The organism is Alcanivorax sp. MD8A, from assembly GCF_002888555.1.
Taxonomy (GTDB): Bacteria; Pseudomonadota; Gammaproteobacteria; order Pseudomonadales; family Alcanivoracaceae; genus Alcanivorax.
The window spans coordinates 21095-43641 of record NZ_AQOQ01000027.1; the positions used below are offsets into that span (position 1 = coordinate 21095).

24 protein-coding genes are annotated in these 22547 nt (G+C 54.5%); 14 read left to right on the plus strand and 10 right to left on the minus strand.

The window, feature by feature from the left end:
- The first annotated feature begins 13 nt into the window (after nucleotides 1–13).
- Nucleotides 14–499 carry a YajQ family cyclic di-GMP-binding protein gene (locus A15D_RS13165; RefSeq protein ID WP_022986083.1) on the plus strand — a complete coding sequence of 162 codons (486 nt, stop codon included), beginning with the start codon at nucleotides 14–16 and terminating at the stop codon, nucleotides 497–499.
- A gap of 51 nt (nucleotides 500–550) precedes the next feature.
- On the opposite strand, the gene A15D_RS13170 is transcribed toward A15D_RS13165, so the two are convergent.
- The 3 genes from A15D_RS13170 to A15D_RS13185 form a co-directional block, all read right to left on the minus strand.
- Complete coding sequence (locus A15D_RS13170; protein WP_102792320.1) at nucleotides 551–865, minus strand: hypothetical protein; 315 nt, start codon at nucleotides 863–865, stop codon at nucleotides 551–553.
- A 118-nt stretch (nucleotides 866–983) separates the two neighbouring features.
- A complete protein-coding gene (locus A15D_RS13175; RefSeq protein WP_102792321.1) occupies nucleotides 984–2231 on the minus strand; it encodes an oxygenase MpaB family protein in 1248 nt (415 codons plus the stop codon).
- A 756-nt stretch (nucleotides 2232–2987) separates the two neighbouring features.
- Nucleotides 2988–3653 carry an SDR family oxidoreductase gene (locus tag A15D_RS13185; protein WP_102792323.1) on the minus strand — a complete coding sequence of 222 codons (666 nt, stop codon included), beginning with the start codon at nucleotides 3651–3653 and terminating at the stop codon, nucleotides 2988–2990.
- Nucleotides 3654–3759: 106 nt separating this feature from the next.
- Here A15D_RS13185 and A15D_RS13190 point away from each other — a divergent pair, with 106 nt between their 5' ends.
- On the plus strand, nucleotides 3760–4236 hold the full coding sequence (locus A15D_RS13190) for a peroxiredoxin (RefSeq protein ID WP_102792324.1): 477 nt from the start codon (nucleotides 3760–3762) through the stop codon (nucleotides 4234–4236).
- A 286-nt stretch (nucleotides 4237–4522) separates the two neighbouring features.
- Here the strand turns inward: A15D_RS13190 and A15D_RS13195 are convergent, their stop codons facing one another.
- The 4 genes from A15D_RS13195 to A15D_RS13210 all read right to left on the minus strand — a co-directional run bounded on the left by A15D_RS13195 (nucleotide 4523) and on the right by A15D_RS13210 (nucleotide 9780).
- Nucleotides 4523–6175, minus strand: a complete 1653-nt coding sequence (locus tag A15D_RS13195) for an alpha/beta hydrolase (RefSeq protein ID WP_146026885.1) — start codon at nucleotides 6173–6175, stop codon at nucleotides 4523–4525.
- A 187-nt stretch (nucleotides 6176–6362) separates the two neighbouring features.
- Entirely contained in the window at nucleotides 6363–7535 is a 1173-nt protein-coding gene (locus tag A15D_RS13200; protein WP_102792326.1) for a YdiY family protein, read from the minus strand.
- Entirely contained in the window at nucleotides 7535–8593 is a 1059-nt protein-coding gene (gene glsA, locus A15D_RS13205) for a glutaminase A (RefSeq protein ID WP_102792327.1), read from the minus strand. Before glsA ends, A15D_RS13200 begins: the two co-directional genes overlap by 1 nt.
- A gap of 32 nt (nucleotides 8594–8625) precedes the next feature.
- Nucleotides 8626–9780: a DcaP family trimeric outer membrane transporter gene (locus A15D_RS13210; RefSeq protein WP_233192237.1), complete on the minus strand. Its 1155-nt coding sequence runs from the start codon at nucleotides 9778–9780 to the stop codon at nucleotides 8626–8628.
- 272 nt (nucleotides 9781–10052) lie between these two features.
- Between A15D_RS13210 and A15D_RS13215 the strand changes: the two genes are divergently transcribed.
- From A15D_RS13215 to A15D_RS13230, 4 genes are all read left to right on the plus strand, one after another.
- Entirely contained in the window at nucleotides 10053–10883 is an 831-nt protein-coding gene (locus A15D_RS13215; protein ID WP_102792328.1) for an HAD family hydrolase, read from the plus strand.
- Nucleotides 10884–10968: 85 nt separating this feature from the next.
- A complete protein-coding gene (locus A15D_RS13220) occupies nucleotides 10969–12381 on the plus strand; it encodes an amidase (protein WP_102792329.1) in 1413 nt (470 codons plus the stop codon).
- Nucleotides 12382–12438: 57 nt separating this feature from the next.
- Nucleotides 12439–12699: a hypothetical protein gene (locus A15D_RS13225; RefSeq protein ID WP_102792330.1), complete on the plus strand. Its 261-nt coding sequence runs from the start codon at nucleotides 12439–12441 to the stop codon at nucleotides 12697–12699.
- An 11-nt stretch (nucleotides 12700–12710) separates the two neighbouring features.
- Nucleotides 12711–12980 carry a YdeI/OmpD-associated family protein gene (locus A15D_RS13230; RefSeq protein ID WP_102792331.1) on the plus strand — a complete coding sequence of 90 codons (270 nt, stop codon included), beginning with the start codon at nucleotides 12711–12713 and terminating at the stop codon, nucleotides 12978–12980.
- A gap of 39 nt (nucleotides 12981–13019) precedes the next feature.
- Here the strand turns inward: A15D_RS13230 and A15D_RS13235 are convergent, their stop codons facing one another.
- Complete coding sequence (locus tag A15D_RS13235) at nucleotides 13020–14012, minus strand: AraC family transcriptional regulator (RefSeq protein ID WP_102792332.1); 993 nt, start codon at nucleotides 14010–14012, stop codon at nucleotides 13020–13022.
- Between the two features lie 92 nt (nucleotides 14013–14104).
- Between A15D_RS13235 and A15D_RS13240 the strand changes: the two genes are divergently transcribed.
- The 8 genes from A15D_RS13240 (at nucleotide 14105) to A15D_RS13275 (ending at nucleotide 20064) form a co-directional block, all read left to right on the plus strand.
- Nucleotides 14105–15175 carry a fatty acid desaturase gene (locus A15D_RS13240; protein ID WP_102792333.1) on the plus strand — a complete coding sequence of 357 codons (1071 nt, stop codon included), beginning with the start codon at nucleotides 14105–14107 and terminating at the stop codon, nucleotides 15173–15175.
- Nucleotides 15176–15526: 351 nt separating this feature from the next.
- Complete coding sequence (locus A15D_RS13245) at nucleotides 15527–17395, plus strand: ATP-dependent endonuclease (RefSeq protein WP_102792334.1); 1869 nt, start codon at nucleotides 15527–15529, stop codon at nucleotides 17393–17395.
- Nucleotides 17396–17477: 82 nt separating this feature from the next.
- The gene (locus A15D_RS13250; RefSeq protein ID WP_102792335.1) at nucleotides 17478–17819 is read left to right on the plus strand and encodes a hypothetical protein; all 342 of its coding nucleotides are present in this window, start codon (nucleotides 17478–17480) and stop codon (nucleotides 17817–17819) included.
- A gap of 69 nt (nucleotides 17820–17888) precedes the next feature.
- Nucleotides 17889–18257 carry a hypothetical protein gene (locus A15D_RS13255; RefSeq protein WP_146026886.1) on the plus strand — a complete coding sequence of 123 codons (369 nt, stop codon included), beginning with the start codon at nucleotides 17889–17891 and terminating at the stop codon, nucleotides 18255–18257.
- A 69-nt stretch (nucleotides 18258–18326) separates the two neighbouring features.
- On the plus strand, nucleotides 18327–18575 hold the full coding sequence (locus tag A15D_RS13260; RefSeq protein WP_146026887.1) for a hypothetical protein: 249 nt from the start codon (nucleotides 18327–18329) through the stop codon (nucleotides 18573–18575).
- Nucleotides 18576–18878: 303 nt separating this feature from the next.
- On the plus strand, nucleotides 18879–18983 hold the full coding sequence (locus A15D_RS17370; protein ID WP_233192238.1) for an excalibur calcium-binding domain-containing protein: 105 nt from the start codon (nucleotides 18879–18881) through the stop codon (nucleotides 18981–18983).
- Between the two features lie 161 nt (nucleotides 18984–19144).
- Entirely contained in the window at nucleotides 19145–19585 is a 441-nt protein-coding gene (locus A15D_RS17175) for a DUF3592 domain-containing protein (RefSeq protein ID WP_146026888.1), read from the plus strand.
- Nucleotides 19586–19626: 41 nt separating this feature from the next.
- The gene (locus A15D_RS13275; RefSeq protein WP_102792340.1) at nucleotides 19627–20064 is read left to right on the plus strand and encodes a DUF4124 domain-containing protein; all 438 of its coding nucleotides are present in this window, start codon (nucleotides 19627–19629) and stop codon (nucleotides 20062–20064) included.
- A 208-nt stretch (nucleotides 20065–20272) separates the two neighbouring features.
- Here the strand turns inward: A15D_RS13275 and mmsB are convergent, their stop codons facing one another.
- The gene (gene mmsB / locus A15D_RS13280; protein ID WP_102792341.1) at nucleotides 20273–21160 is read right to left on the minus strand and encodes a 3-hydroxyisobutyrate dehydrogenase; all 888 of its coding nucleotides are present in this window, start codon (nucleotides 21158–21160) and stop codon (nucleotides 20273–20275) included.
- A gap of 130 nt (nucleotides 21161–21290) precedes the next feature.
- Nucleotides 21291–22442: an acyl-CoA dehydrogenase family protein gene (locus tag A15D_RS13285; RefSeq protein WP_102792342.1), complete on the minus strand. Its 1152-nt coding sequence runs from the start codon at nucleotides 22440–22442 to the stop codon at nucleotides 21291–21293.
- Nucleotides 22443–22547 lie beyond the last annotated feature (105 nt).

Genomic DNA, 22547 nt, shown 5'->3' on the forward strand with positions numbered 1-22547 from the left:
GTGAGATCGAGTCATGCCCTCTTTTGATATTGTTTCCGAAGTGGATGAAGTCGCCCTGCGTCACGCAACGGAAAACGCCAACCGGGAACTGGCCAGCCGGTTCGACTTTCGCGGCGTAGAGGCCAGCATCGAACAGAGCGGGCTGGCGGTCACCTTCAAGACCGAGTCGGATTTCCAGGTTCAACAACTGGAAGAGATTTTTACCAAGAATGCCGTCAAGCAAGGGATCAGCCCGGCTGGCGCCGACCGCCCTGACAAGCCAGAGCACAGTGGCAAGACGTTTTCGCTGACACTGACCTTTCGCCAGGGCATTGATCAGCCCACCGCCAAACAATTGGTCAAGCTGATCAAGGAAGCCAAGCTCAAGGTCCAGGCGTCTATCCAGGGCGACCAGGTTCGTGTGACCGGCAAGAAACGCGACGACCTGCAGGAAGCGATTGCCGTGGTGAAGGGCTCAAAAATCGAGACGCCGCTACAGTTCAACAACTTCCGCGACTAAACTCCTGTGCCGCAGACCGTTGCGGTCTGCGGCATACTTCCGCTGGCGGCGTTAGCCGCAGCTGCCTCGCACTTCATTCCAGCTCCAGCCAAGAATGTAATCAATGCTGCCGCTGATGGCATGGAAAGAATCCGTTTCCGAGGTGGAGGGCTCCGCCTTTTCACGGTTGACCTGGCGATGTCCGGTCGTGCTTTGATAGCAATAGTTCACGTATACCGTCTGGTTACAGTTGTTCTTGAGCGTCATCAAATATCGCTGCCCATTGTCATGCTGCACACTGACGGAAGCGCAGTACTGGGGGCTGGCCAATGCAGGCACCGACAGCGCCAGCAGCACCAACCCGATCACACCCTTAATGCGTTTCATACATCCCCCTCATAATGACGTTTTGTGGCGACACCCAACGATCGGGTATCGCCACAAGACTAGCCCTGCAGGGGGAAGTCCACATCCCCCATATGAGGGATACGGTGATGTGAAAGAGTTAACGAAACAGCTTTTTCACCGGTGTGAAGGTGGTATCCGCCTTGAGCTGCTTCACCTGTTTCGGGAATTGTTCCTTACGGGCTTTTTCTCCTAACCACATCAGCGCCTTATTGGCGCCGGGGGTCGCCATGCGTGCCAATTCAAGGCCCGCACGCAGGGGCGCCTGCGCCGGCCAGAAGTATTTGGCGCGAGTGCGCGGCAGGCCGAGGGTATCGCCGGCTTCATCACCGAGGATATAGCGTGTAAAACCGGCGCGCAGGGTGTACTCCAGCTTGCCCGCCTGCTTCGACAACCAGCCATCCCGGTTTTGCAGGGAGGCATTGGCCAGTGCCTCTCCCAGACGACGGGAGTCCTCATCGCTGTCACCGATAGTGGCAATCAAGTGATACAGCGCGCGCATGCTGTCCTGTTCATTGGTGGGCAGTATCCGTTCCTCCACCCCCATCAGGTAACCCACATAACGCCACAGGTGCACCACCGCTTCCCGTTCGCGACGGGAGAACAGGTAGCCCATGGCGCGCAGCCCGGTGAGAAAAATCACCGAAAACTCCAGAATGGTTCCCATGGAATCCCACTGATTGAGGGGGTAACCCCAACGCATATCCCATTTTTCAGACTTGAGCAGCATGGCGCGCACCTGGGCATGCATCATGCGCACCCGCACTGCGCTCTTGAAGCCTTCCTGATCGCGCTCCAGCCCGCCAGGGGTGGTCACGTCCATCCAGAATTTTCCGGTTTCCACCAGACGACGGTTGGCCATGCGGTCCAGCTGCCCGGTAAACACCAGCGGCTTGGCGGCGGCGCCAGCCAGATAGCCTCCCATCAGGGACATATTGCGCAGCACCAGCTCCCCGGACAGCCCCACCCGGTAAGACACTTCGCAGCCAAGGCGCAGCAGATCACGATCCAGCCAGATCGGTTCATGGTCCACCTGCCGGAACAGATCCACCAATGCGGCAGGCGGGTTGTCGATGGAATCGATGCCCTGCTCAAGCGCCTGGTCCAGCAGCTTGCGGCCATGCCCGGCAGGCAGCTCGCCGTACAGGGAGACCACCGCATCGGCCAGCGGGTCGCCAGACAGAATGGATTCACGAATCACCGCCATTTGCCCCTCGGTGGGCTGCGGATCGGAGCGCAGGATCCACTTGAACAGGGCACGCGTGCGGCGCACACCGGCACGGTTGGGATCACCCACCCGGTTGAGCTGAAGTGGGTCCAACGGCAGTTCCTGCATCATGGCAGTCATGGGGAGCTCCTTGCCTGTGTCTGTGGAGATTCAAAACCCGTGAGTTTTGAGATGAGACTAACAGTGCTCCCCGCTCTCCCCCATGACAATAGCCCTCATGACGACTGTCCTTTCCTGACAGAAACAAACGTGGCAGTTTTATTCCCTCTGCATGCTATTCGCCACTTACCATTCTGCCGCCCACCACCACATCGGAGTTGCTATGGAGCAGTCGTTCTGGGAAAACAAATGGGCCCGCAACGCGGTTGAGGCACTGTTTGCACAGCATGACATGGCCCCCTGACCGCCCGTTGACCAGGTGGCACCTGTTACCAAGCGGAAACATTAACCGTGTATCAAGGCGATATCTTTGGTTCATCGCAGATTTGAGGGAATGCCTCGCAGCACGCCCCCATGCTGTAGGAGCGTCGCTCGCGGCGCGATAAGCAGAACCGTTAAAAGCAATGTTTATCACAGAGGACACAGAGCTTAAGACCGTCTTTTCTCAGTGGTCTCTGTGGTTTGATCCAAGCTTGGGCAATCGCGCCGCCAGCGACGCTCCTACGGATAGGGGGGAGGATCAAATCGGGCTTTTGCAAATCCGCGATGCCGATGAAGTCTCCGCTCACTACCGTGACCACGATATGGAGATACGCTGCCTTTCCTCAAAGAATATCCTTGAATATGAACCCGGATTTCGGGAGAGAGGACTCACTGCACAGGAAGAAAGTTGCTGGCAGTTGATGCCGGCAGGCTCATTGCGCTGAGCAGCCACGACTACCAAGGCAACACCGAGCCATCGCTGTGCCAGAAGGTGCCACTGTTTTCCAGTGTCAGCTCATCCATGCGTTTTACCAGCGCGGCCGCAGCGTCTTCTTTCGTCAGGTGACCGCTGTTGCCCGTCATATCGGTTTTCACCCAGCCGGGATGCAGAATGGCCACGGCGATGCCTCGGCCATGGAGATCCAGCGCAAGGGATTTGCCTGCGGCATTCAAGCCGGCCTTGCTGATCCGGTAACCATACTTGTGCCCGGAGCTGTTATCCGCAATCGAGCCCATCCGTGAGGTCATCAACCCCACCTTTGCCCCCGCTTTCATGTTCGGCAAGAGCGCCAGGGTGGTGCGGATTGGCCCCAGCGTGTTGACCTCGAACTGCTCACGTATCTGGTCAAAGTCCATGTGATCCAGCGATTCGCTCAACATGATGCCGGCATTGTTGTAGAGCATATCCACCTGTGTGTCCGCTACTGCGCTGGTCAGATTGGCGATCCCGTCAGGGTGACTCACATCCACACTGTCAATCACCTCTACCCCACTTTCCAGCAGGGCCTTGGAGGGGGTGCGGCAGGTGGCCAGCACACGTTCGCCACGGGCCTTCCACGCCTGGGCCATAGCCAGACCAATGCCACGGCTAGCGCCGGTAATCACGATTGTTTGACTCATTGCTCACTCCGGTTCATGTTCACTTGAAGGGTGACGTTAACGTCCCCACAGTGAACACATGCACCTTGTGCATTTCAACTTCCGAAACCCGGATCAAGGAGTTCCCATGAGCATTTCCGTCGGCGACACCCTCCCCAATGTCACTATCAAGACCAATGGCGAAAACGGCCCTGAAGATTTTTCCACTGGCGATTTTTTCAAGGGACGTAAAGTGGTGCTGTTTGCCGTACCCGGGGCATTTACTCCCGGCTGCTCCAACACTCACATGCCGGGCTTTGTAGTGAATGCCGATGCCATTCTGGAAAAAGTCGATGCCATCGGCTGTATGGCGGTAAACGATGCCTTTGTGATGGATGCCTGGCAAAAAGACCAGAACGCCGAGCACATCACCATGCTGGCAGACGGCAACGTGGAGTTCACCAAGGCCCTCGGCCTGGAGCTGGATGTTTCTGCCGCCGGCCTCGGCACTCGCTGCAAGCGCTTTGCGCTAATCGCCAATGATGGCGTTGTGGAATATCTTGGCGTGGATGACAAGGGTGTGGACAAAAGCAGCGCAGAGTCAGTGCTGGCCCAACTGGGCTAATCATTTACAGAGCCCGGTGAAAATACTGAGGGAGCAATCGTTCGACCGCGAAGGTCCCAGGCCAACCCTTGATTCGCGGTGGAACCACCGCTCCCACAGTTTCCGTTAGCGCTGTGGGTGCCCCTGTGGCGCCCAGCAACGCTTTCCTGTAAGGAATTCGACACCGGTAGACGCCCTCAGCAAGCAGATCCACAAAGCAGGAGCGTAGGTTATTCGCTCCGCTCACCCTTCGGGCCGCCCTGCGGGCGTTCCTTCGCTGCGCTCGGTGGCAGCGCGATCAACCTTTTTAATTCCCCGATATTCGATTCCGCTCAACGAACCGGGTGGAGTCCGTGCCAAAAGACCCGCCATAACTTTCCCTCACCATGATCCGGTCACCGATGCCATGCAAACGATACTGATCAAGCATGGTCAACCCGTAATTAGGCAAGTGAGTGGTATCCACTTCCTTGTTGGTCTTCTCGCTGGCCGTCACCTTGTGGTCAACGTAATTCTGTTCGTAGGCCAATTCGAGCAAGGGAGCGTTTTCATCCACATCGGCCACCGCATGGCCATAAATGGAGCGGTCTTCGTCATCATGAAAATCCGGCTGGTAATAGGGCCAGATCTCTTCTTCAAGAAAGTTTTCACGGAACCAGTGAGGCGAGAACGAACTTTGCCCGGTGGCAAGAAAAGCACCGCGAATACGTGAGGAAACCTGACGCACGGGCGACGGATCACCGGGGTTCGCCAACTCCTTTACGGCAGCATGAATCCCTGCCCCTGCTCCCAACGACGACCCGGTGATAAAAATATCGTCCGGATTGATATTGAACACCGCTGCGTGATAACGGAAAAACTGGATCGCGTGACTCATGTCATCCCGCGATACCGGGTAACCCTGCTCATCCAGATCCTTTGCCGGGTGACGAAAATCCAGCGCCGCGACCGTCACCCCCCCTGCACCGCCACCGCCTATTTCCAGATAGGACTCAAGCGTCCCTTTCTTGGGCCCCAACAGGGTTTCCTTGTTGTTGTTGGCCGAATGGGCGTAGAGGATCAGGGTGTTGGGTTCTCCCGCATGCACCCGGCCATCAGACGTCGGATAATACACATCAATACGCAACCCGTTTGGCTCGCTATCCGGCCCCACCAGAGGCAACCAGCTAACCGTGCTGTCGCCATAATAAATATTGCTGTAGTAGCCACATACCGGGTTGCAGCTACCGCTGGCGTGGAAATGCTGATCCATCACATCGCTGTTAAAGGGGGGCGGTACGTCTGCGCCCGCAGGCGGTGTTGATGCCACAATAGTCCTGGCACCACAGGCCTGCCCGCCCTCATCCGCATTCACACAAATTTCCACATCGATGCTGTCACCGTTTTCCAGCCCCCAGGGGTACGTGACCGAAAACTCGTCACCATCATGGTCACCTTTACTGCGGGTCGCCAACAGGTTTCCGTCCACATAGTAGTAATGGCTTGAACTGGTCGGCTTGAGAACATCGTAAAAAATATCGAAAGGCTGACCCGGTGGCACATGATCCTTGATGCCAACGGTATGGATTTCCACTGCCTGCTTGAGCTCAAGAACCTGGCCTGCACGCACACGAATAGCATCACAGACCAGCTCATTGCCCTCTTTCAGACAGATCCGGATATCCTTGCTCACACCCGCTGAGAAACCGCCCGGATAGGTCACAGAGAAACGCCCGGCCTCACTGCCCATTGCGCTGTTGGAGCGTGTCAGCTTGAGGCTGTTATCCACGTAGTAGTAGTGGTCCGAATTACTGTCAGCAGTGACATCGTATTCCACAACAAAGGGCTGGTTGGGCGTGACCACATTACCGTGGTCCACAGCGAGAATACGAACCTGAAACGGCGCAGCCACCAATGTTAGCGGTAGCCATACCCACACAAGACAGATTGCATATCGCATTACCCGTAGAGAGCCTTTCATGTCCCTCCTCCTGCGCGGTGTGCGCCAAAATCAGGGGATGGAACGAGCATAGGCTTGGGTGAATTGCTGCGCCATGGACAGGCCAGTTTTTTGATGCAGGCACAGAGAATTTTATTCCTGAGGCTAATAGCCCACAGCAGAAACCCTCTTCACCTGTCTAATCGGTAGATCAGGGGTTTGACCTAGGCTAGATTTCCAACGCAAGACCGAGCGTTCCGGTGAAGTCATCTTTTTCCGGGGTAATGCCGTTGCTGTCCGGCTGGGGGCTCTCGATCCGCTTCCAGGTTCCTGAAAGACGCAAATCCAGCCGCTCGGTCAGATCCACATCGAGCGCCAGATAAAAATCGTGTTTGGCCCTGCCTGCCTTGCTCTCTGTCAGGGTCACCTGGTAATCCATTTCCAGCTCGATATTGTCCGTCAGATCCTGATCATAGAAGGACCCCAACAACACCGCGGGCGTCGACACTGTGCGGTCTTCACCAGGGGCCACATCCACATATTCGGTGCGCTGATAACCCGGACCGATGGAAACCGACCAATCCAGTTTCGGGGTATCATAAATTTGATAACCCGCACCAAAACCGACCGTCCATTCAGCCTCACGGTTCTGAAAGGGGTCACGGTAATATTCCGCTTGTACCGGCCGAAAAAACCAACGATGACTGATGCGGTAATCATGCGTCAGACTGGCGGTATGGTTGTTCGCCAGCTCTTCTGATTCCGACTCGGAGTAGTTGCCGGTATAACTCATCCGCGTGTTGTTTTTCACGGTGCGCCGCTTCAGCACCGCCTTGGCATTGGCATCCTTCTGCTCCACATTCCCGCTACGGAAATTGAAGCCCACCGAAATATCGGCGGTCCACAGATCAAATTCCCTGGGTGACGCGGTGGCAATTCCTACCACCCGCTCGAACGCCACCGGCTCACCACCAATGAGCAGCTTGCCCTTTTCTGTGGTCAGGCGGCCAAGCACGATCTCGCCCCCATCCAGTAGAACGGACATGGTGCGGCCCGTACGGATATAGGCGACATCCTCCCAGTCGATGGAAATCAGATCGAAGTGATCACTGTCGATCTCGATGGCCTCGTCATTGAGCACCTTGAGTCGCCCCTTGATCCATTCGCCAGTATCCAGCTGGATCCAGTCCCATTGCTGGACATCAAACGAGGGGGGCTGCCAGATTTCCGGAGGGGTGCTAGCGGTATCGAAGGTCTGATCCGCAGCCAGGGCAGCCACCGGGCAAGCAGCCACAACAAAAGAGGCAGCCTGAACGGCTGCCCTTGCAGCTCGCCCGGAACGAAAACCGGGCGAGGAATGCCGGGCGGTTTTCACCGCCCGGTTATGTACGACTTTTTTCATTACTTACCGTAAGGTTTGGCCTCGTACGGGTTACCCCCCAGTGCCGCTGAAATATCGGCAATGGCCTTCTGGGCACGTACGCTGTTACCGGCAGCATCCAGCGGCGGAGAAATGGCCGCAATACCGAACTTGCCAGGGGAAACCGCGATGATACCACCGCCAACACCACTCTTGGCAGGCAAACCGGTCTTGTACAGCCACTTGCCCGCATCATCATACAGGCCAGCAGTCGCCATCACCGCCAGGATTTCCGGCATATCTTCCGGCTTCACCAGCTGCTTGCCGGTGACCGGGTTGGTGCCTGCATTGGCCAACGTTGCAGCCATGGTTCCCAGGTCTTTGGCGTTCACACCCACAGAACACTGACGGGTATAAATGTCGGTGGCCTGCAGCGGGTCACCTTCAATGTGGCCATAGGCATACATCAGGTGAGCGATGGCCTGGTTACGCTGATTGGTATCCGCTTCGGACTTGTAGATATCTTCCAGCACGGTAAGTTCCCGGCCAGCAAAATCACTGTAGTAACCCAGGATCTTGTTCCAGATTTCGTTGTAGCTCTTGCCCGAGACCATGCTGGTGGTGGTAATCGCACCGGCGTTCACCAGCGGGTTCATTTCGTGGCCCTGGTGCTGCTCGATGGCATAGATGGAATTGAACACCTGGCCGGTGGCGTCCACGCCCACATTTTTCGGCAGGGCATCAATGCCTTTCTCTTCAGTCACCTTGGCCATGGTAAAGACCTTGGAGATCGACTGAATGGACACTTCCGATTCAATATCGCCGACGGTGTAGACCTTGCCATCCACCGTGACCAGGACGATGCCGAAGATATTGGAATCCACCTTGGCCAGCGCCGGGATGTAATCCGCATTGGCGCCTTCCTTCAGGCCCTTGTACTTGTCATAGGCCTTTTTCAGGGCATCGTTGATATTTTTCTCGGTCAACTTGCTGTCCACCGGCGAGGCCGCCGGTGCATCTGTTTCCGCCGAGCAGCTGGCACTGGCCATCGCCAGCATGCCAGCGAACATCAGACTGAAAAACTTACGCGAATATTGCATTGCTCATGCTCCCTCTGAGTGAGTCGTTGTTCTTACAGCAGGTTGCCGCTGGAAAAACTGTATTTGACGCTGAACTGCACACGGCGGTCATAGCCGGTGGTGCCATCATTGGCGGTACGTTTGCCGAACAGATACTCCATCCCCATCATCACTTTGTCATTGGGGGTATGCAGCAAGTTAACGGACGCATACTCGCCCTTGTTGAAGGCATCTGCGGTCTGGAAATCCATGTTGTCGATTTCCGTGGAGCTGTAGCCGAACGACGTGCTGTAGGCGTCGTTCCAGTAGTGATCGTAGTAGGCGATGATGCCGGTAAGCGGCACGACTTTGTAATCGGGGTCTGCCGCATCACCATCCGGCGCCATATCGACACCGCCATCATTCATGTAATTGGAAATACCATTACCGTGAACCACACCCAGAATGATGCGATCCTTTTCAAACATATTGATCGTTGAGGTCAGGTTAACCCCCCAACCCAATTCGCTGTCGTCCGGGCTGCCATCGGGGCCACCGGGGGTGTCATAGCCCACCTGCCGGAGAATACCTGCCACCTGGAAGTGGCCCCAGTCGCCAACCTGGCGAAAATGGGCAGTAATATCCGGGTATTCATCGTCACCCGACGTGCCAGGATCCAGACCGCTGTCGACACCACTACCCGGGTTCTCAATAGCAACGGCGACAGTCGAATCCCCGCTCACCGGGGTCCAGCGAATCTGCGGATTACGCAGGAACACCATCCCGGACGGGCCCCAGTAATCGATCACGTTGGGGAATACATCGCCGTCCATGAACACACTGTTGGTCTGGCCGGCAAGAATGGATTTCCACTCACCATAGGCATGGCGAAGACGAATCGTGGTCTGACCCTCATCCGCGCCGACACCAAACATATCGAACTCGAATTTGGTGGTCAGCTCGCTATCACCGGCCATGGTGCTGGCGTTTACGCCCAGACGGCTCTGACGAACACTCAACACGGCCTGACCATCGCTGCCCACGGTGTCCTGGTCGTAAGGAATACGCCCGGGCCTCAAGGTGTCCTCCCACTCGGGAGTCACACGATCAAAGCCCTGCACATAATCCACCATGCCAAAGCCATACACTTCGAAAGAGGAATCTGCCACAGCAGTCAGAGGGGCCAGCAGCAGCGCTGCGCCGAGGCCACGGAGAGAAGTCGTACCCATAGTCATGCATCCCTGTTTGTTCTTGTCGCCGCAACCCGATCCCTGTTGCTGGAACCAGTCGCGCTCCCAAGCGGTAATTGCAAATTGGTCCGACTGTGATATGAACACATTATCAACCCGGAGTCACGACACTGACACACCGTTATCGCACTTTAATGACAACGGCATCACACTCCCTTCACAGATGCATGAAAACCGTCGCGTTATTGTGGCGTCTTTACTGAATAACAAGACTCAAAGGGAGTTCTTGCAAAGGAGGTCCGGCAACAACGATGAGCATTCTTCAGCTTCCCCATGCCCGCCCTGCTGCCATCCTTCTGGATTGGCATGCGACCCTGGTCGATACTCATGACGCCATGTACCACGCGGTGGATGACGTGCTTCCGCACCTCGAAGAACTGGACCTGTGGGACCGGCTTCTCGACCCTGACGATTCCAAAACCATCGAAGATGCCAAGCTGCTGATCTATGTAAAAGATCACCGGCGCCTGCATCCCAAAATTGTTGCCCAGCGAAAAATTTCCCGTACCGATATTTTTGAAGTGCTGTTTGGCAGTGATCAGGACGCCAAAGGTCGCGCCCATCAAGCCTTCGATAATGCTTACAAAAAATACGTTGAGGATGTCCACCCGCTGGAAGCCGACATCCGCCAACAACTGGAACGCATCCGGGCCATCGACATTCCTACCGGCCTGATTTCCAATCGCAAACGGGATTTCCTGGAACATGAACTGGCACTGGTCGACGGTACTGGCTGGGAAGACCTGTTCGATGTGGTGGTATGCGGCAGCGACGTTGAGCGCCGCAAACCCGCCCCGGACATGTTGCTCGAAGCCTTGAACCGCCTACACCTGCCCGCCGACGAACGCTGCTGGTACATTGGCGACAGCACCACCGACGTAATTGCCGCCAAGGAAGCCGGCATCACCTCCATTTTCTACAATGGCGCCGGTTGGCCGCAAAGCTGGCTGGACAAGATTTTTCCGGACACCATCAAGCATCCGCACCGACCGGATGCCGTCGTCGGCAGCATTGCGGAACTGGCCGATCTGGCGCGACATCTGCTGGCCCAGCACAAGAGAGTCGTCCGGGCGCAATCCTGACAGGCCGGAGAATTGGCCCAGTTGCACCCGTATCCCAACGCCTTTGGTGGTACATTCGTGCCAACAAACTCCACAGGACCGCACAATGAGCCAACCTCGCCTGCATGTTTTTACCGATGACGCCCTGGGTACCTGCGATGCCACCGAGCTTGCCCAGCAACTGGCTCAGGGTGGCGTCAGTGCCAGCGAGGTCACCGAAGCGGCTATTGCCCGACTGGAGCGGGCCGCGCCCCTGAACGGATTGACCCTGGCCGCGTTCGATACCGCCCGCCAGCGAGCGAAGCAAAATGCGTTTTCCGGACGCTTTGCCGCAGTCCCCAGCCTGATCAAAGACAATATCGACATAGAAGGGCTTGCGACCCTCCATGGCAGTGCCGCCATGGGACACAAACCCATGAAAAAAACCAGTGCGCTAGCCAAACAGTATCTGGCCCAGGGCTTTAACCTGCTGGGCAAAAGCAGCTTGCCCGCGTTTGGCTTCACCGCCTCCACAGAAATGGCCCACAGCCCTGCGACCCGCAACCCCTGGCATCTGGCGCATTCTGCAGGGGGCTCTTCCGGTGGCAGCGCGGCCCTGGTGGCGGCCGGCGCCGTTCCCATCGCCCATGGCAACGATGGCGGCGGCTCCATCCGCATTCCCGCCGCGGCCTGCGGGCTGGTGGGACTCAAATGCACCCGCGGCAGACTGGTGACCCAGGAAGCCGGCAAGGCCCTGCCAATCAATATCATCAGTGATGGTGTGCTGACCCGCACCGTGCGCGACACGGCCAATTTTTTTGCCGAAGCGGAAATCAGCTATCGCAACCGCAAACTGCCACCTATCGGCCAGGTCAGCGGCCCGGGGAAACAGCGCCTGCGCATCGGCCTGATGGTGGACTCCATTGCCGGTGATCCAACCTGTGCGCAAACACGCCTTGCGGTAGAGGCCACAGCCAAACGCCTGTCGGACCTGGGGCACCATGTAGACGTGGCACAGATTGATCTGCCACAACGCTTCGTGGACGACTTCCTGCTGTATTGGGCCATGCTGGCCTTTTTCGTCAGCAAGTTCGGTCGTGTACTGTTCCCCCAGGGGTTCGACCGGCAGCAACTGGACCCGCTGACCCTCGGCCTTGCCCGTTATTATCAGCAACGGTTCCTGAAGACCCCGGGCATGTTGCGTCAGCTCCGCCAGAGCCAGGCCCGTTACGCCGAAGTCTTCAGCCAGTTTGATGTTATGCTCACGCCTGTACTGGCTCACACCACACCAGAACTCGGTTACCTGGGTGCCGCCGTGGACTTCGACACCCAATTGGAACGCCTGCTGCGCTATACCACCTTCACCCCGGCCAACAATGCGGCAGGTAGCCCCGCCATCTCCCTGCCGCTGGGACAAGCAGAAAACGGTTTGCCCATTGGCGTTCAGCTCAATGGACGCCACGGCGACGAACGCACCCTGCTGGAACTGGCGTTTGAGCTGGAAGCAGAGCAACCGTTCCGTCGCCTTGATCAGGTTTGAGGAGCCCACGCCCGCACAGGAAGCGCACGGGGTTTTACACAATCTGGGAGCACTCTCATGGAAGATCTGGCCGATGCCCTCGTGCGTGGCATCGCTCGTGCGTTCGGCTTTTTTATCATCAACGTGCTATTTGAATTCTGCTTCTATTATCTTGGCTGGGTTATCATCAAACTCGTGACACTGGGCCACTTGCCACGGGGCGAGCACCAGAATGGTTGGAGGTCCCATAGCCATGAGGGAACCTGGGTCAGCGCCATCGGCCTACTGGCGTTTGTCATCGCCGGGATGCTGGGATGTTATCTTGCAGGCCTGCTTTAACGGGGAAGACGATGAACAAAAACACAATCAGTGGCGGTGTCGTTCATGATCTACCTCGTGATCTTCGCGATGCGCTATTAACCGATCAGGCCATGCTGACCCAGTGGGAAGACATCACCCCCCTGGCCCGTAACGAATGGATCTGCTGGATTGAGGATGCCAAGAAGGCGGAAACCCGTGCCGGCCGCATTCAGCGAGCACAGGAAAATCTGGTCGCCGGAAAACGTCGACCCTGCTGTTGGCCCGGCTGCCCACACCGGGAACGTACCGGCAAGGCGTAGCCGATAAGAGATTATTGATGAATAGAAGGATCGCCCCCATCAGCGAAACTGACTCGGCGACACCCCGTACCACTTCTTGAACGCCCGAGAGAACGCACTCACCTCGCAAAAGCCCAACAGAAACGCCATCTGCGTCACCGTCATGCCTGGCGTGCGCAGGTGCCGTTCTACCAGTGTCTTGCGGGTGTCTTCCACCAGCTGTTTCCAGGTCAGCCCCTCCTCACTCAAGCGCCGCTGCAGGCTACGGGTACTCATACAACACTCTTGCGCCGCATCAGCCTGGGCCGGCTCCCCATCCGGCAGGCGCTGCTCGATCCACAAGGCCAGCTTACTGGCCAGTGAAGCCTGTTCTGATGCCGCCAAACGCTGAGCCAGCGTCGCATCCAACATGGCCGCCAGCTGAATATCACTGGCCGCCAACATCTGCTGGGCATTGGCCTTGTCGAACGCCAGGCTGTAATGGTCTGCCTCAGTCGCCTCACAACGAAAGTAACGGCCCATGGCCTGGCGCAATCCTGTTTCTATCCAGGGCGGCGCCGATACCGCCACCGGGTTATGTTCCCGGTGAATGCGAATACGTAGCAAGCGCACGATAGTCGCCATGACAAACACAATTGCCTGGGGGTGCGGTTGATGATCGGTATTGGAGCTAAAGCGTAACGCCACACTTTGGTCGTCGACAATCAACTCGGTGGCAACCAGATCGCTGATCAGCCGGTGAAAGCGGGTAATCCGGTTGAGCACGCTGTACAGATCGCCCCCTGCCGCCACGGCCAGCCCCAACGCCCCGAAAGTGTTGTATTGGGCATGCCGCGCCACCTCAATGGCCATGCCGGGATCATTCAGTTCCTGCAGACAGTCATCCAGCAAAGCCGTGGAAATCTCGGCATCCAACTTTGCCTCGGGATCCCGCACCATCTGTGGATTCAGCCCATTGCGGCGCAAAATGGCGTCACCATCCAGACCCCGCTCATGCAGCAAATGCAATAACGGCCCCATCAACAGCGCCACCGCCTGTTTTTTTTCTGTCATTGGCGTCCCCGGTCAAACGGTTGGCGGGCAAAGCCGAGTTTTCCTCGTCGGAGCCACCTAGAGTAGATGCCATCGAGAAATGGAGATTTCCCATGGCTACATCACCTGCCCGCGGCAAATCCGCGACGGATAAAAAAATACAACGTGAAATTCTTGCCATCAGTGATGATGTCCGCCAGAAGCATGGCTGGCTCAAGCATCAGAACACCATCGGCTTTGGCATCTTCAGCATTGCCGTGATTGGCACTGTCGTCAACGCTGTTCTTTACCTGCAAGGCCTGATGCCGGGCTGGGCAGTGATTCTGCTCACCGCCTTCTGGACCTCATTGCTGCACGAACTGGAACATGACCTGATTCACTTGATGTATTTCAAGAAGAACAAGTTCATGCATAACCTGATGATGACCGGCATCTACCTGCTGCGTCCCAACGTCATCAACCCCTGGGTGCGCCGCCACCTGCATTTCCATCATCACAAGCATTCCGGCATGGAAACCGATCTGGAAGAACGCGGTATCACCAATGGAGAAAAATGGGGCTTCAAGCGCCTGCTAATGGTGGGCGACGGCATGCTCGCCGTGTATCTGCGCGCAGGCAAATACCTCACCGAGCCCACCCGTCTGTACCGTCGCGGTCTGATCACCCGCCAGGATCTGAAAAACTTCCGCCTGATCAGCCTGGTCAGCTACAGCCCTCTGGGTATTGCCACCCATGCCATCTGGCATTTCTTTGTGCTCTACCACCTGGCCAACGGCATCGCCTGGCTGGCCGGCACCAACATTGCCTGGCCGGCACTGGTAACGGCTCAGCTGAGCTGGATCACCCCGCTGATCGTGGTGCTGATCGCTCCCAACATGTTGCGCACCTTCTGCCTGCACTTCATCTCGTCGAACATGCATTACTACGGCGATAACGAACCGGGCAAGATCACCGAACAGTGTCAGGTACTGAACGTATGGTGGCTGTGGCCGATGCAGGCGTTCTGCTTCAACTTCGGCAGCACCCACGCCATCCACCACTTCGTGGTCCGCGACCCCTTCTACATCCGCCAGATGACCGCCAAACGCGCCCACAAGGTGCTGAAGGAAAACGGCGTACGCTTCAATGATCTCGGCACCTTCCGCCGCGCCAACCGCATGCACGACCGTCCGCAGGCCGCTTGATTAGCAAACGCTTACAAACCAGAAGCCCGCCAAGTGCGGGCTTTTCTGTTTTCAACGGAACGCCGCCTTCCAGACACACGCACTTTGCAATTCTCTTTATAATCAAGCACTTTGCTGTCGTCGAATCCGGAAATTCCCGCCAGGAGTTATAAGGAAGCTTCTATATAACTCCGTGTAGGAGATTTGCCATTACTCCATAGCCTGTTGATATGGCAGGATTTTATCGGACGGGGAGCGACTGCGGTTCCGGAGTTATATAGAACCGAGTTATAAGGAACGTTCTAATTAATACGCTGTTATGCATTAGATGTTACCCAAGCATTTTGCAGATATTAACTCGAAGGAATGATCTTGAATTTTCCAATAAGCATTAAAGCAAATGTAAATAGCCACAATGGCAACTTTACTAGAGATATAGAGCTTCAAGGAGGGCTAACCGTTCTCATTGGTCCAAATGGTGGTGGTAAAACTCACCTTCTGAGAGGTTTAAAACAGCCGCTTGGTTCCGCAGCAAATGGGAAAAAGGTTCGCTTTCTGTCTGCTGGAAGAATGGGGCTACTTGAGCAATATCGCTCAGATTATAACGGTCATCACGGAAGTAACCCGAATTATGAGAACGCGAATTTTGGGTCAAAACACGACACAACCCGAAGGCATCAAACGGAAACGCTAAATGGTGATTTTCAAACTCTTTCTGAGCGCGCAGATATATTAATTAAGGTGCAAGAGCGATTAAGAAAGCTGTTCAAACGGGATTTTATAATTGAATGGGATGCCGGAACTTTAAAGGTGGTATTTGCAAGATTAGATACCACAGATAAACCATACTCGTCAGGTCGAGAAGCATCAGGATTACTTCATCTTGTCGGTATTCTGGCAGCCTTGTATGACGATGAGGTAGGAGTCTTATTAATTGATGAGCCTGAAGTGTCGCTCCACCCACAACTGCAGTCATTTTTATTGAATGAAATTATCACAGCAGCTGGACACCCATCTGAAGGTGGGTATAAAAAGATAGTGATTATGGCTACGCATTCGACAGAAATGCTCCGAATCACCAAGCCTAGTGACCTAGCGTCGCTAATATTTTGTCATGATTTAGATAAACCGCCTGTCCAGCTAAATCCCAACAATGAACAATTGAAAAACAGAAAGCTCCAAGCTTTGATCGCCCGGCTAGGCCAAGAGCATAAACTTTCACTGTTTTGCCGAAGGCCGCTCTTAGTAGAAGGGCCAAGTGATGTAATGATTGCGTCGTTCATTTCCAACAAACTTGAGCTTCATCTAGAAGCTGCAGGGTCTCAATTGCTACCGGTAATTGGCAAAGGTCAAATGCCAGTTGTAGCAAAGTTCATGAGACTAATTGGGAAAAATCCAGTAGTTCTCGCAGACGCTGACGCATTTACAGATGACATGGACCTGGTCCAATGCTTTTTAGCCAATTCCCCTGCTGCAGATGCAAGTGCCTCGAAACTTGGAGCGCCATCAGCTATAAAACTCGCATCTTCAACATATAGCGATTTTTGTTCATTAGTAGGTCCTAATTGGGAGGATATATCTAAACTGGCTGAAATGCATCCTTACTACGTTAACGCCGAAGAGCCAGTTGATGAGAAAGTCAAAAGAAGATCTGCTTTTTGCACACTAATGAGTTTGGCTGGCTCGGATTTAAATGGTTTAACCAACGCCGATAAATGGTCTTCCATGCAAGACCGGCTAGAGGTTGTATTGCGATTACTAGAAAAATCTGGGTGTTTTATTTTAAGGAAGGGGGCGATTGAATCATATTATCAAGCTTCTGATATTTATACGTCAGAAGGAAAGCCCACTGCTGCCGTCGATGAAATTGAGTACTTAGATCAGAGTTCAATTACAGAAATCAGAGAAAACCTAGGTGATGTAGTCCGTTGTATTGAACACGCATCTGACGGAAAACGGATTGATGAGGCTGAATCACTAAGTGATATACTCCTGTCCATTGCAGCACCAGCAATTGCCAGATTAAGCGCAAATGAAAAGACAACTACCCAAGACATCAATATATTAGCTAAAACTATTCTTGGGGAACGCGCCAATATATTTAAATGTTCTGTTGATGGTGGAAAATTAACGATAGACATAGAAAGTAAGATTCTTAATGTTAAAGGCTTTCCTGTGACAATAGATAAAGACGATGACGTAGTTAAAATCATTGAACGTGTCTTGCGTAGCAATGCATAACAAGTTGCTGCACACGGAAAAATTACTCGCTGCGCTCCCAATTTTCCGGTGAGCAAGGCGTTAGCCTTAAAGGAGAGAAATAATGCCAGAGGGAGTTTTGGCTGGAATTTTATTAACCATTGGGGCGGTTGGTGCCGCCTTTTACACTGCTACAGGCCCAGCCAATCAAGCGCCTTGGATGAGAAACCCAATATTTTCACTTCTCGGCAATGTCGGGGGTTTTATCTGCGGATTTGCGGGTATTTATGTGCTTGGAACTTCCATCGGCTGGCTGTCAGGCTTGGGTGCATGGGCCGTAACAGGGTTTGTATCAGCCATGGTTGTGAGGGCCGCAATGTCGATATTCCCACTTGTATTCCTGCTTTCCATTGTTTGTATGGGGGTAGGTCTCTATCTCTGGTTGTTCGGTGGGGCTGTAGGCTAACAATGCCATGCATGCGACAAGCGCATGATGGCGGGCGTTAAGCATCAGAGGAAGATGGAAGTGAGAGGCGTGAATAAACCAATAACCGCTTATATCTTATGTTTGTATTTGGTCGGAGCGGCTATTTATAGCTTGGCAGGGCTGTCTTGGTCGGCTCCTCCTGCCTTGTTGACGATGGCGGTCATCTATCAACTCTTAAGGTTGACGGCAGGCGCTGCATTGTTCTTCCGCTTCGGCATTGCTCCATATTTATTGGTGGTGGTTCTGCTGTGGTCGGTTGTTGCAACACTTCAAGGTTACAGTGTGCATCCGCTATCTCACCAATCTATATATGTAATCATTTATACGGTGGTCAGCATAGTATTCCTTGCCTCTATTGCTCTATATTCATTTCATTTAAAGAGGAAAGGTTATTTTTTGGGTGGGAAAGGTTCTTAACAAGCACCTCCAGGCCGACCTTCGGCGGCTGAGGCGGGCGTTATGTGTTCTCAGGCTAGGTGTGGGCTGATGAAGTGGTTTTCTTTTGGGGTGGGAGTTCTATGCATTATTTATGCAGGCCTCTATTTTATAGGACTTCTTCCCGTTGGCTTTTGGCAGTCGGCAATTGATCTGGTTATGGGAGGCGAGCCTGGTGCGTATTATCAAATTGTGCCAGCAGATTCGTCTGAGTATCAGGGGGTGGCGGCTCTTTCCCTCGGGGTGGTTCTTATCGCTTTATCAAGGTGGCAGGTTCAAAGGTGTAAAGCTGATGAGTGATTTCTGCGATAGGGTTTCACATAACAAGAGGCGGCAGGCAGACCCAATTTCCGCTCCTGCGTCGCTCCAATTTAGCTGCTGCGCCAGGCGCTATAGAAAAATTAACGTGGGGTAGGGATTTTGAAAAACTTTCTTCTTGTGGCTATTTTGGGTTTTGCTGCGTGGAGTTACTACACAAACAACCTGGATGCGGGTACAGGCGTTATAATCCATCCGCATGCCACGGAGAAGGATGCAATGGAGGGGGCTGTTGGTACTTACCAACAAGATTTTCGATGCGATGGTCGACTGCATTGCAGTCAGATGACTTCCAGAGCTGAAGCCGAATTTTTCACAAAAAACTGCCCGAATACAAAGATGGATGGTGATCGAGATGGGATACCTTGTGAAAATGACCACCGATTTTGATGGCGGGTGCAATAACAAGCGACGGCAGGCAGACCAAATTTCTGTTCCTTCGTCGCTTTAGTAGGCCCCTTCTTCTAACTTGGGAGGTCTTCACTAAAGCAGTAAAAATACAGTAACCATAATTAAATGATAACTTATTCAAACATGACTTCGGGGAAATAGTGAAGATCATCGGTTACTTGATTGGCGGAGCCTTTCTGGTCATAACTCTACTCGGGCCAGCTATCGGCTTGTATCTGGTATCAAAGGATACCGTTGCTGCATGGCGCTATAGCGGGACCGAACAGGCCCAAATCATTGATTGCCGATCTTTTCGGGCAGGCGGCCAGAATTCACGATACAACCGTGTTCCTGTTGTGCGGCGGCCTTCTGGAAAAACGCTCTCCGGAACGGTGGATGAAATACGCTACTTCTGGGAATGTGATAACCAGATCGGCACCACCGTTGAAGTGATTTACGATACCAACAACCCCGACAATGCCAAGATCAATACTTTTGTGGAGATGTGGTTTCTTCCCATCGTTATCGGGGCCGTTAACTTGATCTGGTACGCTGCAGTGATTATCGGTTATGCCAGAAAATATCGAAACCGGAATCAATGACATAATTGCCTGTAAGCCCGGCAGCGTTAAAAGGAAACATCATGAAGGGATTGCTTTCACTTTTATTGTTTTGCCTGTGTGCAGTGGCTTGGTCATCCGGTATCTACCGGTGGGTAGACGATCAGGGCAATGTCCACTTTTCTGACTCACCTTCCGAGGCGCATGCCTCGGAGAGTTTGAAGCTCAAAATCAACACCTTTGAAAGCGTCACCTACGACAGTCTCTCCGTTGAACTGCCACCGTCTGAAAAACGCCATAGGGTTGTCATGTACTCCGCCAGCTGGTGTGGCGTGTGCACAAAGGCAAGGCGCTATTTCGAAGCCAATAACATTGGCTTTACCGAATACGATGTTGAAACCAGCCAAACAGGAAAAGTCGGATTTGAAAAGCTGAACGGGAAGGGCGTACCCATCATTCTGGTCGGCGACAAGCGCATGAATGGTTTCAGCGCCGCTATTTTTGAGACGCTCTATCAATAGCCCTCATCACATCGTTAGCTGAATCTTTCACCATAGCCCTTACGCTCACGTTTCCGACCCTTCTGCCAGCTGACGATAGTTAACAGTGAATAGTGAACAGTTAACAGCGAAAACAAAAAAAGCCGCTGCCCGATTTGGGCGCGGCCTTTATCATTCCTGCCTGAAAAGTGCTCACACACGCGCTATTCACTGTTAACTGCCTTACGCCCTACTCCTTGTGGCGAAAAAAACGCTGGATGCTGGAAAAGTCTTTTTCAGCATAGCCATGATTACCATGGGCGGCATACAGTGATTTCGCCAGATTCCCCATGGGTGTCGCCGACTGACTGCTTAGTGCAGCTTGCAGCGCCAACCCCAGATCCTTGTTCATCAGTTTGACGGCGAAGCCGCCTTCGTACTCGTTTGACGCCGGCACATTTTCCATGACGCCGGGCCAGGGATTGTACTTGTCCAGCGACCAGTTATCCCCGGAGCTGGCTTTCATGATCTCGGAAAGCACCGCAGGATCGAGACCATGATCTGCCCCCATCTGCAAGGCTTCTGCCGTACCAATCATATGGATGGCGAGGAGCATGTTGTTACAGATTTTGGCCAGCTGCCCTGCGCCATTGCCCCCGGCACGAAATACCTGCGCGCCCATGCACTCGAGCACGGGACGTGCCCGATCAATAGCCTCTTCCTGACCACCACAGATAAAGGTCAGCGTACCGGCTTTGGCGCCGCCCACCCCACCGGAGACCGGCGCATCGATCATCACCCTGCCCTGCTCTTTGGCGATGGCTGCCACCTCACGGGCTGTGTCGGCATCTATGGTGGAGCAGTCGATAATCAGGGCGCTGCCATCGATATGCTTCAGCACACCCGCTTCACCCAGATAGAGGCCACGCACGGCGCCCGCCGACGGCAACATGCTGATGACAACGTCAGCGCCCTGCACCGCTTGCGCGGCACTGTCTGCCGCCTTGGCCCCCTGTTCCACCGCCGCCTTGAGAAGTTCGGGCACCAGATCAAAGGCAACCACCTCATGGCCGGCCTTGACCAGGTTGGCCGCCATGGGGCCACCCATATGACCGACACCGAAGAATCCGATTTTCATTGTTATCTCTCCCTGCCTCTTATACGGACGGATATTGATACGTATTTGGCAAAGGGTCTGACGTCGAACGTCAGACGCTTGAACCCGATTTTATCGTCCGACGTCCGACCTCAGACGTCCGACTTTTTCTTTACAGAAACGACAAATCCTTGAGCACATTGCGCGCAATGATCACGCGCATAATCTCATTGGTACCTTCCAGAATCTGGTGAACGCGGGCATCACGCAGGTAGCGTTCCAATGGATATTCGCGGATGTACCCATAGCCCCCGTGCAGCTGAAGCGCCTGGTTACAGACGTTGAAACACAGGTCCGTGGCCATGCGTTTGGCCATGGCGCAGAGCATGCTTTTGTCGCGGTGATTGTGATCCAGCTTCCAGGCGGCCAGCCGTACCATCTGCTGTGCCGCGACCAGCTCCGTTGCCATGTCTGACAGGGAAAACTGCACGGTCTGGAAATCGCCGATGGCCTGGCCAAATTGTTTGCGTTCCTGCACATACTGCTGCGCTTGCTTCAAGGCCGCCTGGGCCACACCCAGTGAGCAACTGGCAATATTGATACGCCCGCCATCAAGGCCACTCATGGCGATTTTGAAGCCCTGCCCTTCTTCACCCATCAGGCACTCGGCCGGGATACGCGCCTGTTCCAGGATCACCGCACGGGTAGGCTGGCTTTTCCAGCCCATCTTGTCTTCATTGCGCCCGTAGGAAATCCCCGGCGTGTCTGCAGGCACGGCAAAGCAGGAAATGCCGCCAGCTCCCTGCCCACCCGTACGCGCCATCAATACCAGCACATCGGTATCACCTGCCCCGGAAATAAAGGCCTTGGCGCCATTCAGTACATAGCTGTCACCGTCCTTTCTCGCGGTGGTTGTCAGCGACGCGGCATCGGAGCCGGCGTTAGGCTCCGTAAGACAATAGGACGCCAGTTTTTCACCCGACATCAACGCATCAGCCCAGCGTGCACGGGTGGCATCATTGCCATAGCGCGTCAGCATCCAGGTGGCCATGTTATGAATGGTGATAAAGGCGGTGGTGGACGTGCAGCCCTGAGAGAGCTGTTCAAAAATCAACGCGGCATCCAGGCGTGACAGCCCCATGCCACCGTGTTCTTCGGCACAGTACAGCGAGCAGAAACCCAACTCGCCCGCCTGACGAATCGCATCCTTCGGGAAAACGCTATTGGCATCCCATTCTGCGGCAAACGGTGCCAGAGCCTTTTCGGAAAACTGTCTGGCCGTTTCGCGGAAGGCCAGCTGCTCTTCAGTAAAAGAAAAATCCACGGTTGATCCTTTCAAGATCGCTGATAGTTAACCCTTCTCGCCGTAGGAGCGTCGCTGGCGGCGCGATTTCTGCCTCGGTTATCGCGCCGCCAGCGACGCTCCTAC

Coding starts and splice junctions, on each gene's coding strand:
- A15D_RS13165 (WP_022986083.1), top strand. CDS start 14: ATGCCCTCTTTTGATATTGTTTCCGAAGTGGATGAAGTCGCCCTGCGT.
- A15D_RS13170 (WP_102792320.1), bottom strand. CDS start 865: ATGAAACGCATTAAGGGTGTGATCGGGTTGGTGCTGCTGGCGCTGTCG.
- A15D_RS13175 (WP_102792321.1), bottom strand. CDS start 2,231: ATGACTGCCATGATGCAGGAACTGCCGTTGGACCCACTTCAGCTCAAC.
- A15D_RS13185 (WP_102792323.1), bottom strand. CDS start 3,653: ATGAGTCAAACAATCGTGATTACCGGCGCTAGCCGTGGCATTGGTCTG.
- A15D_RS13190 (WP_102792324.1), top strand. CDS start 3,760: ATGAGCATTTCCGTCGGCGACACCCTCCCCAATGTCACTATCAAGACC.
- A15D_RS13195 (WP_146026885.1), bottom strand. CDS start 6,175: ATGAAAGGCTCTCTACGGGTAATGCGATATGCAATCTGTCTTGTGTGG.
- A15D_RS13200 (WP_102792326.1), bottom strand. CDS start 7,535: ATGAAAAAAGTCGTACATAACCGGGCGGTGAAAACCGCCCGGCATTCC.
- glsA (WP_102792327.1), bottom strand. CDS start 8,593: ATGCAATATTCGCGTAAGTTTTTCAGTCTGATGTTCGCTGGCATGCTG.
- A15D_RS13210 (WP_233192237.1), bottom strand. CDS start 9,780: ATGGGTACGACTTCTCTCCGTGGCCTCGGCGCAGCGCTGCTGCTGGCC.
- A15D_RS13215 (WP_102792328.1), top strand. CDS start 10,053: ATGAGCATTCTTCAGCTTCCCCATGCCCGCCCTGCTGCCATCCTTCTG.
- A15D_RS13220 (WP_102792329.1), top strand. CDS start 10,969: ATGAGCCAACCTCGCCTGCATGTTTTTACCGATGACGCCCTGGGTACC.
- A15D_RS13225 (WP_102792330.1), top strand. CDS start 12,439: ATGGAAGATCTGGCCGATGCCCTCGTGCGTGGCATCGCTCGTGCGTTC.
- A15D_RS13230 (WP_102792331.1), top strand. CDS start 12,711: ATGAACAAAAACACAATCAGTGGCGGTGTCGTTCATGATCTACCTCGT.
- A15D_RS13235 (WP_102792332.1), bottom strand. CDS start 14,012: ATGACAGAAAAAAAACAGGCGGTGGCGCTGTTGATGGGGCCGTTATTG.
- A15D_RS13240 (WP_102792333.1), top strand. CDS start 14,105: ATGGCTACATCACCTGCCCGCGGCAAATCCGCGACGGATAAAAAAATA.
- A15D_RS13250 (WP_102792335.1), top strand. CDS start 17,478: ATGCCAGAGGGAGTTTTGGCTGGAATTTTATTAACCATTGGGGCGGTT.
- A15D_RS13260 (WP_146026887.1), top strand. CDS start 18,327: ATGAAGTGGTTTTCTTTTGGGGTGGGAGTTCTATGCATTATTTATGCA.
- A15D_RS17370 (WP_233192238.1), top strand. CDS start 18,879: ATGACTTCCAGAGCTGAAGCCGAATTTTTCACAAAAAACTGCCCGAAT.
- A15D_RS13275 (WP_102792340.1), top strand. CDS start 19,627: ATGAAGGGATTGCTTTCACTTTTATTGTTTTGCCTGTGTGCAGTGGCT.
- mmsB (WP_102792341.1), bottom strand. CDS start 21,160: ATGAAAATCGGATTCTTCGGTGTCGGTCATATGGGTGGCCCCATGGCG.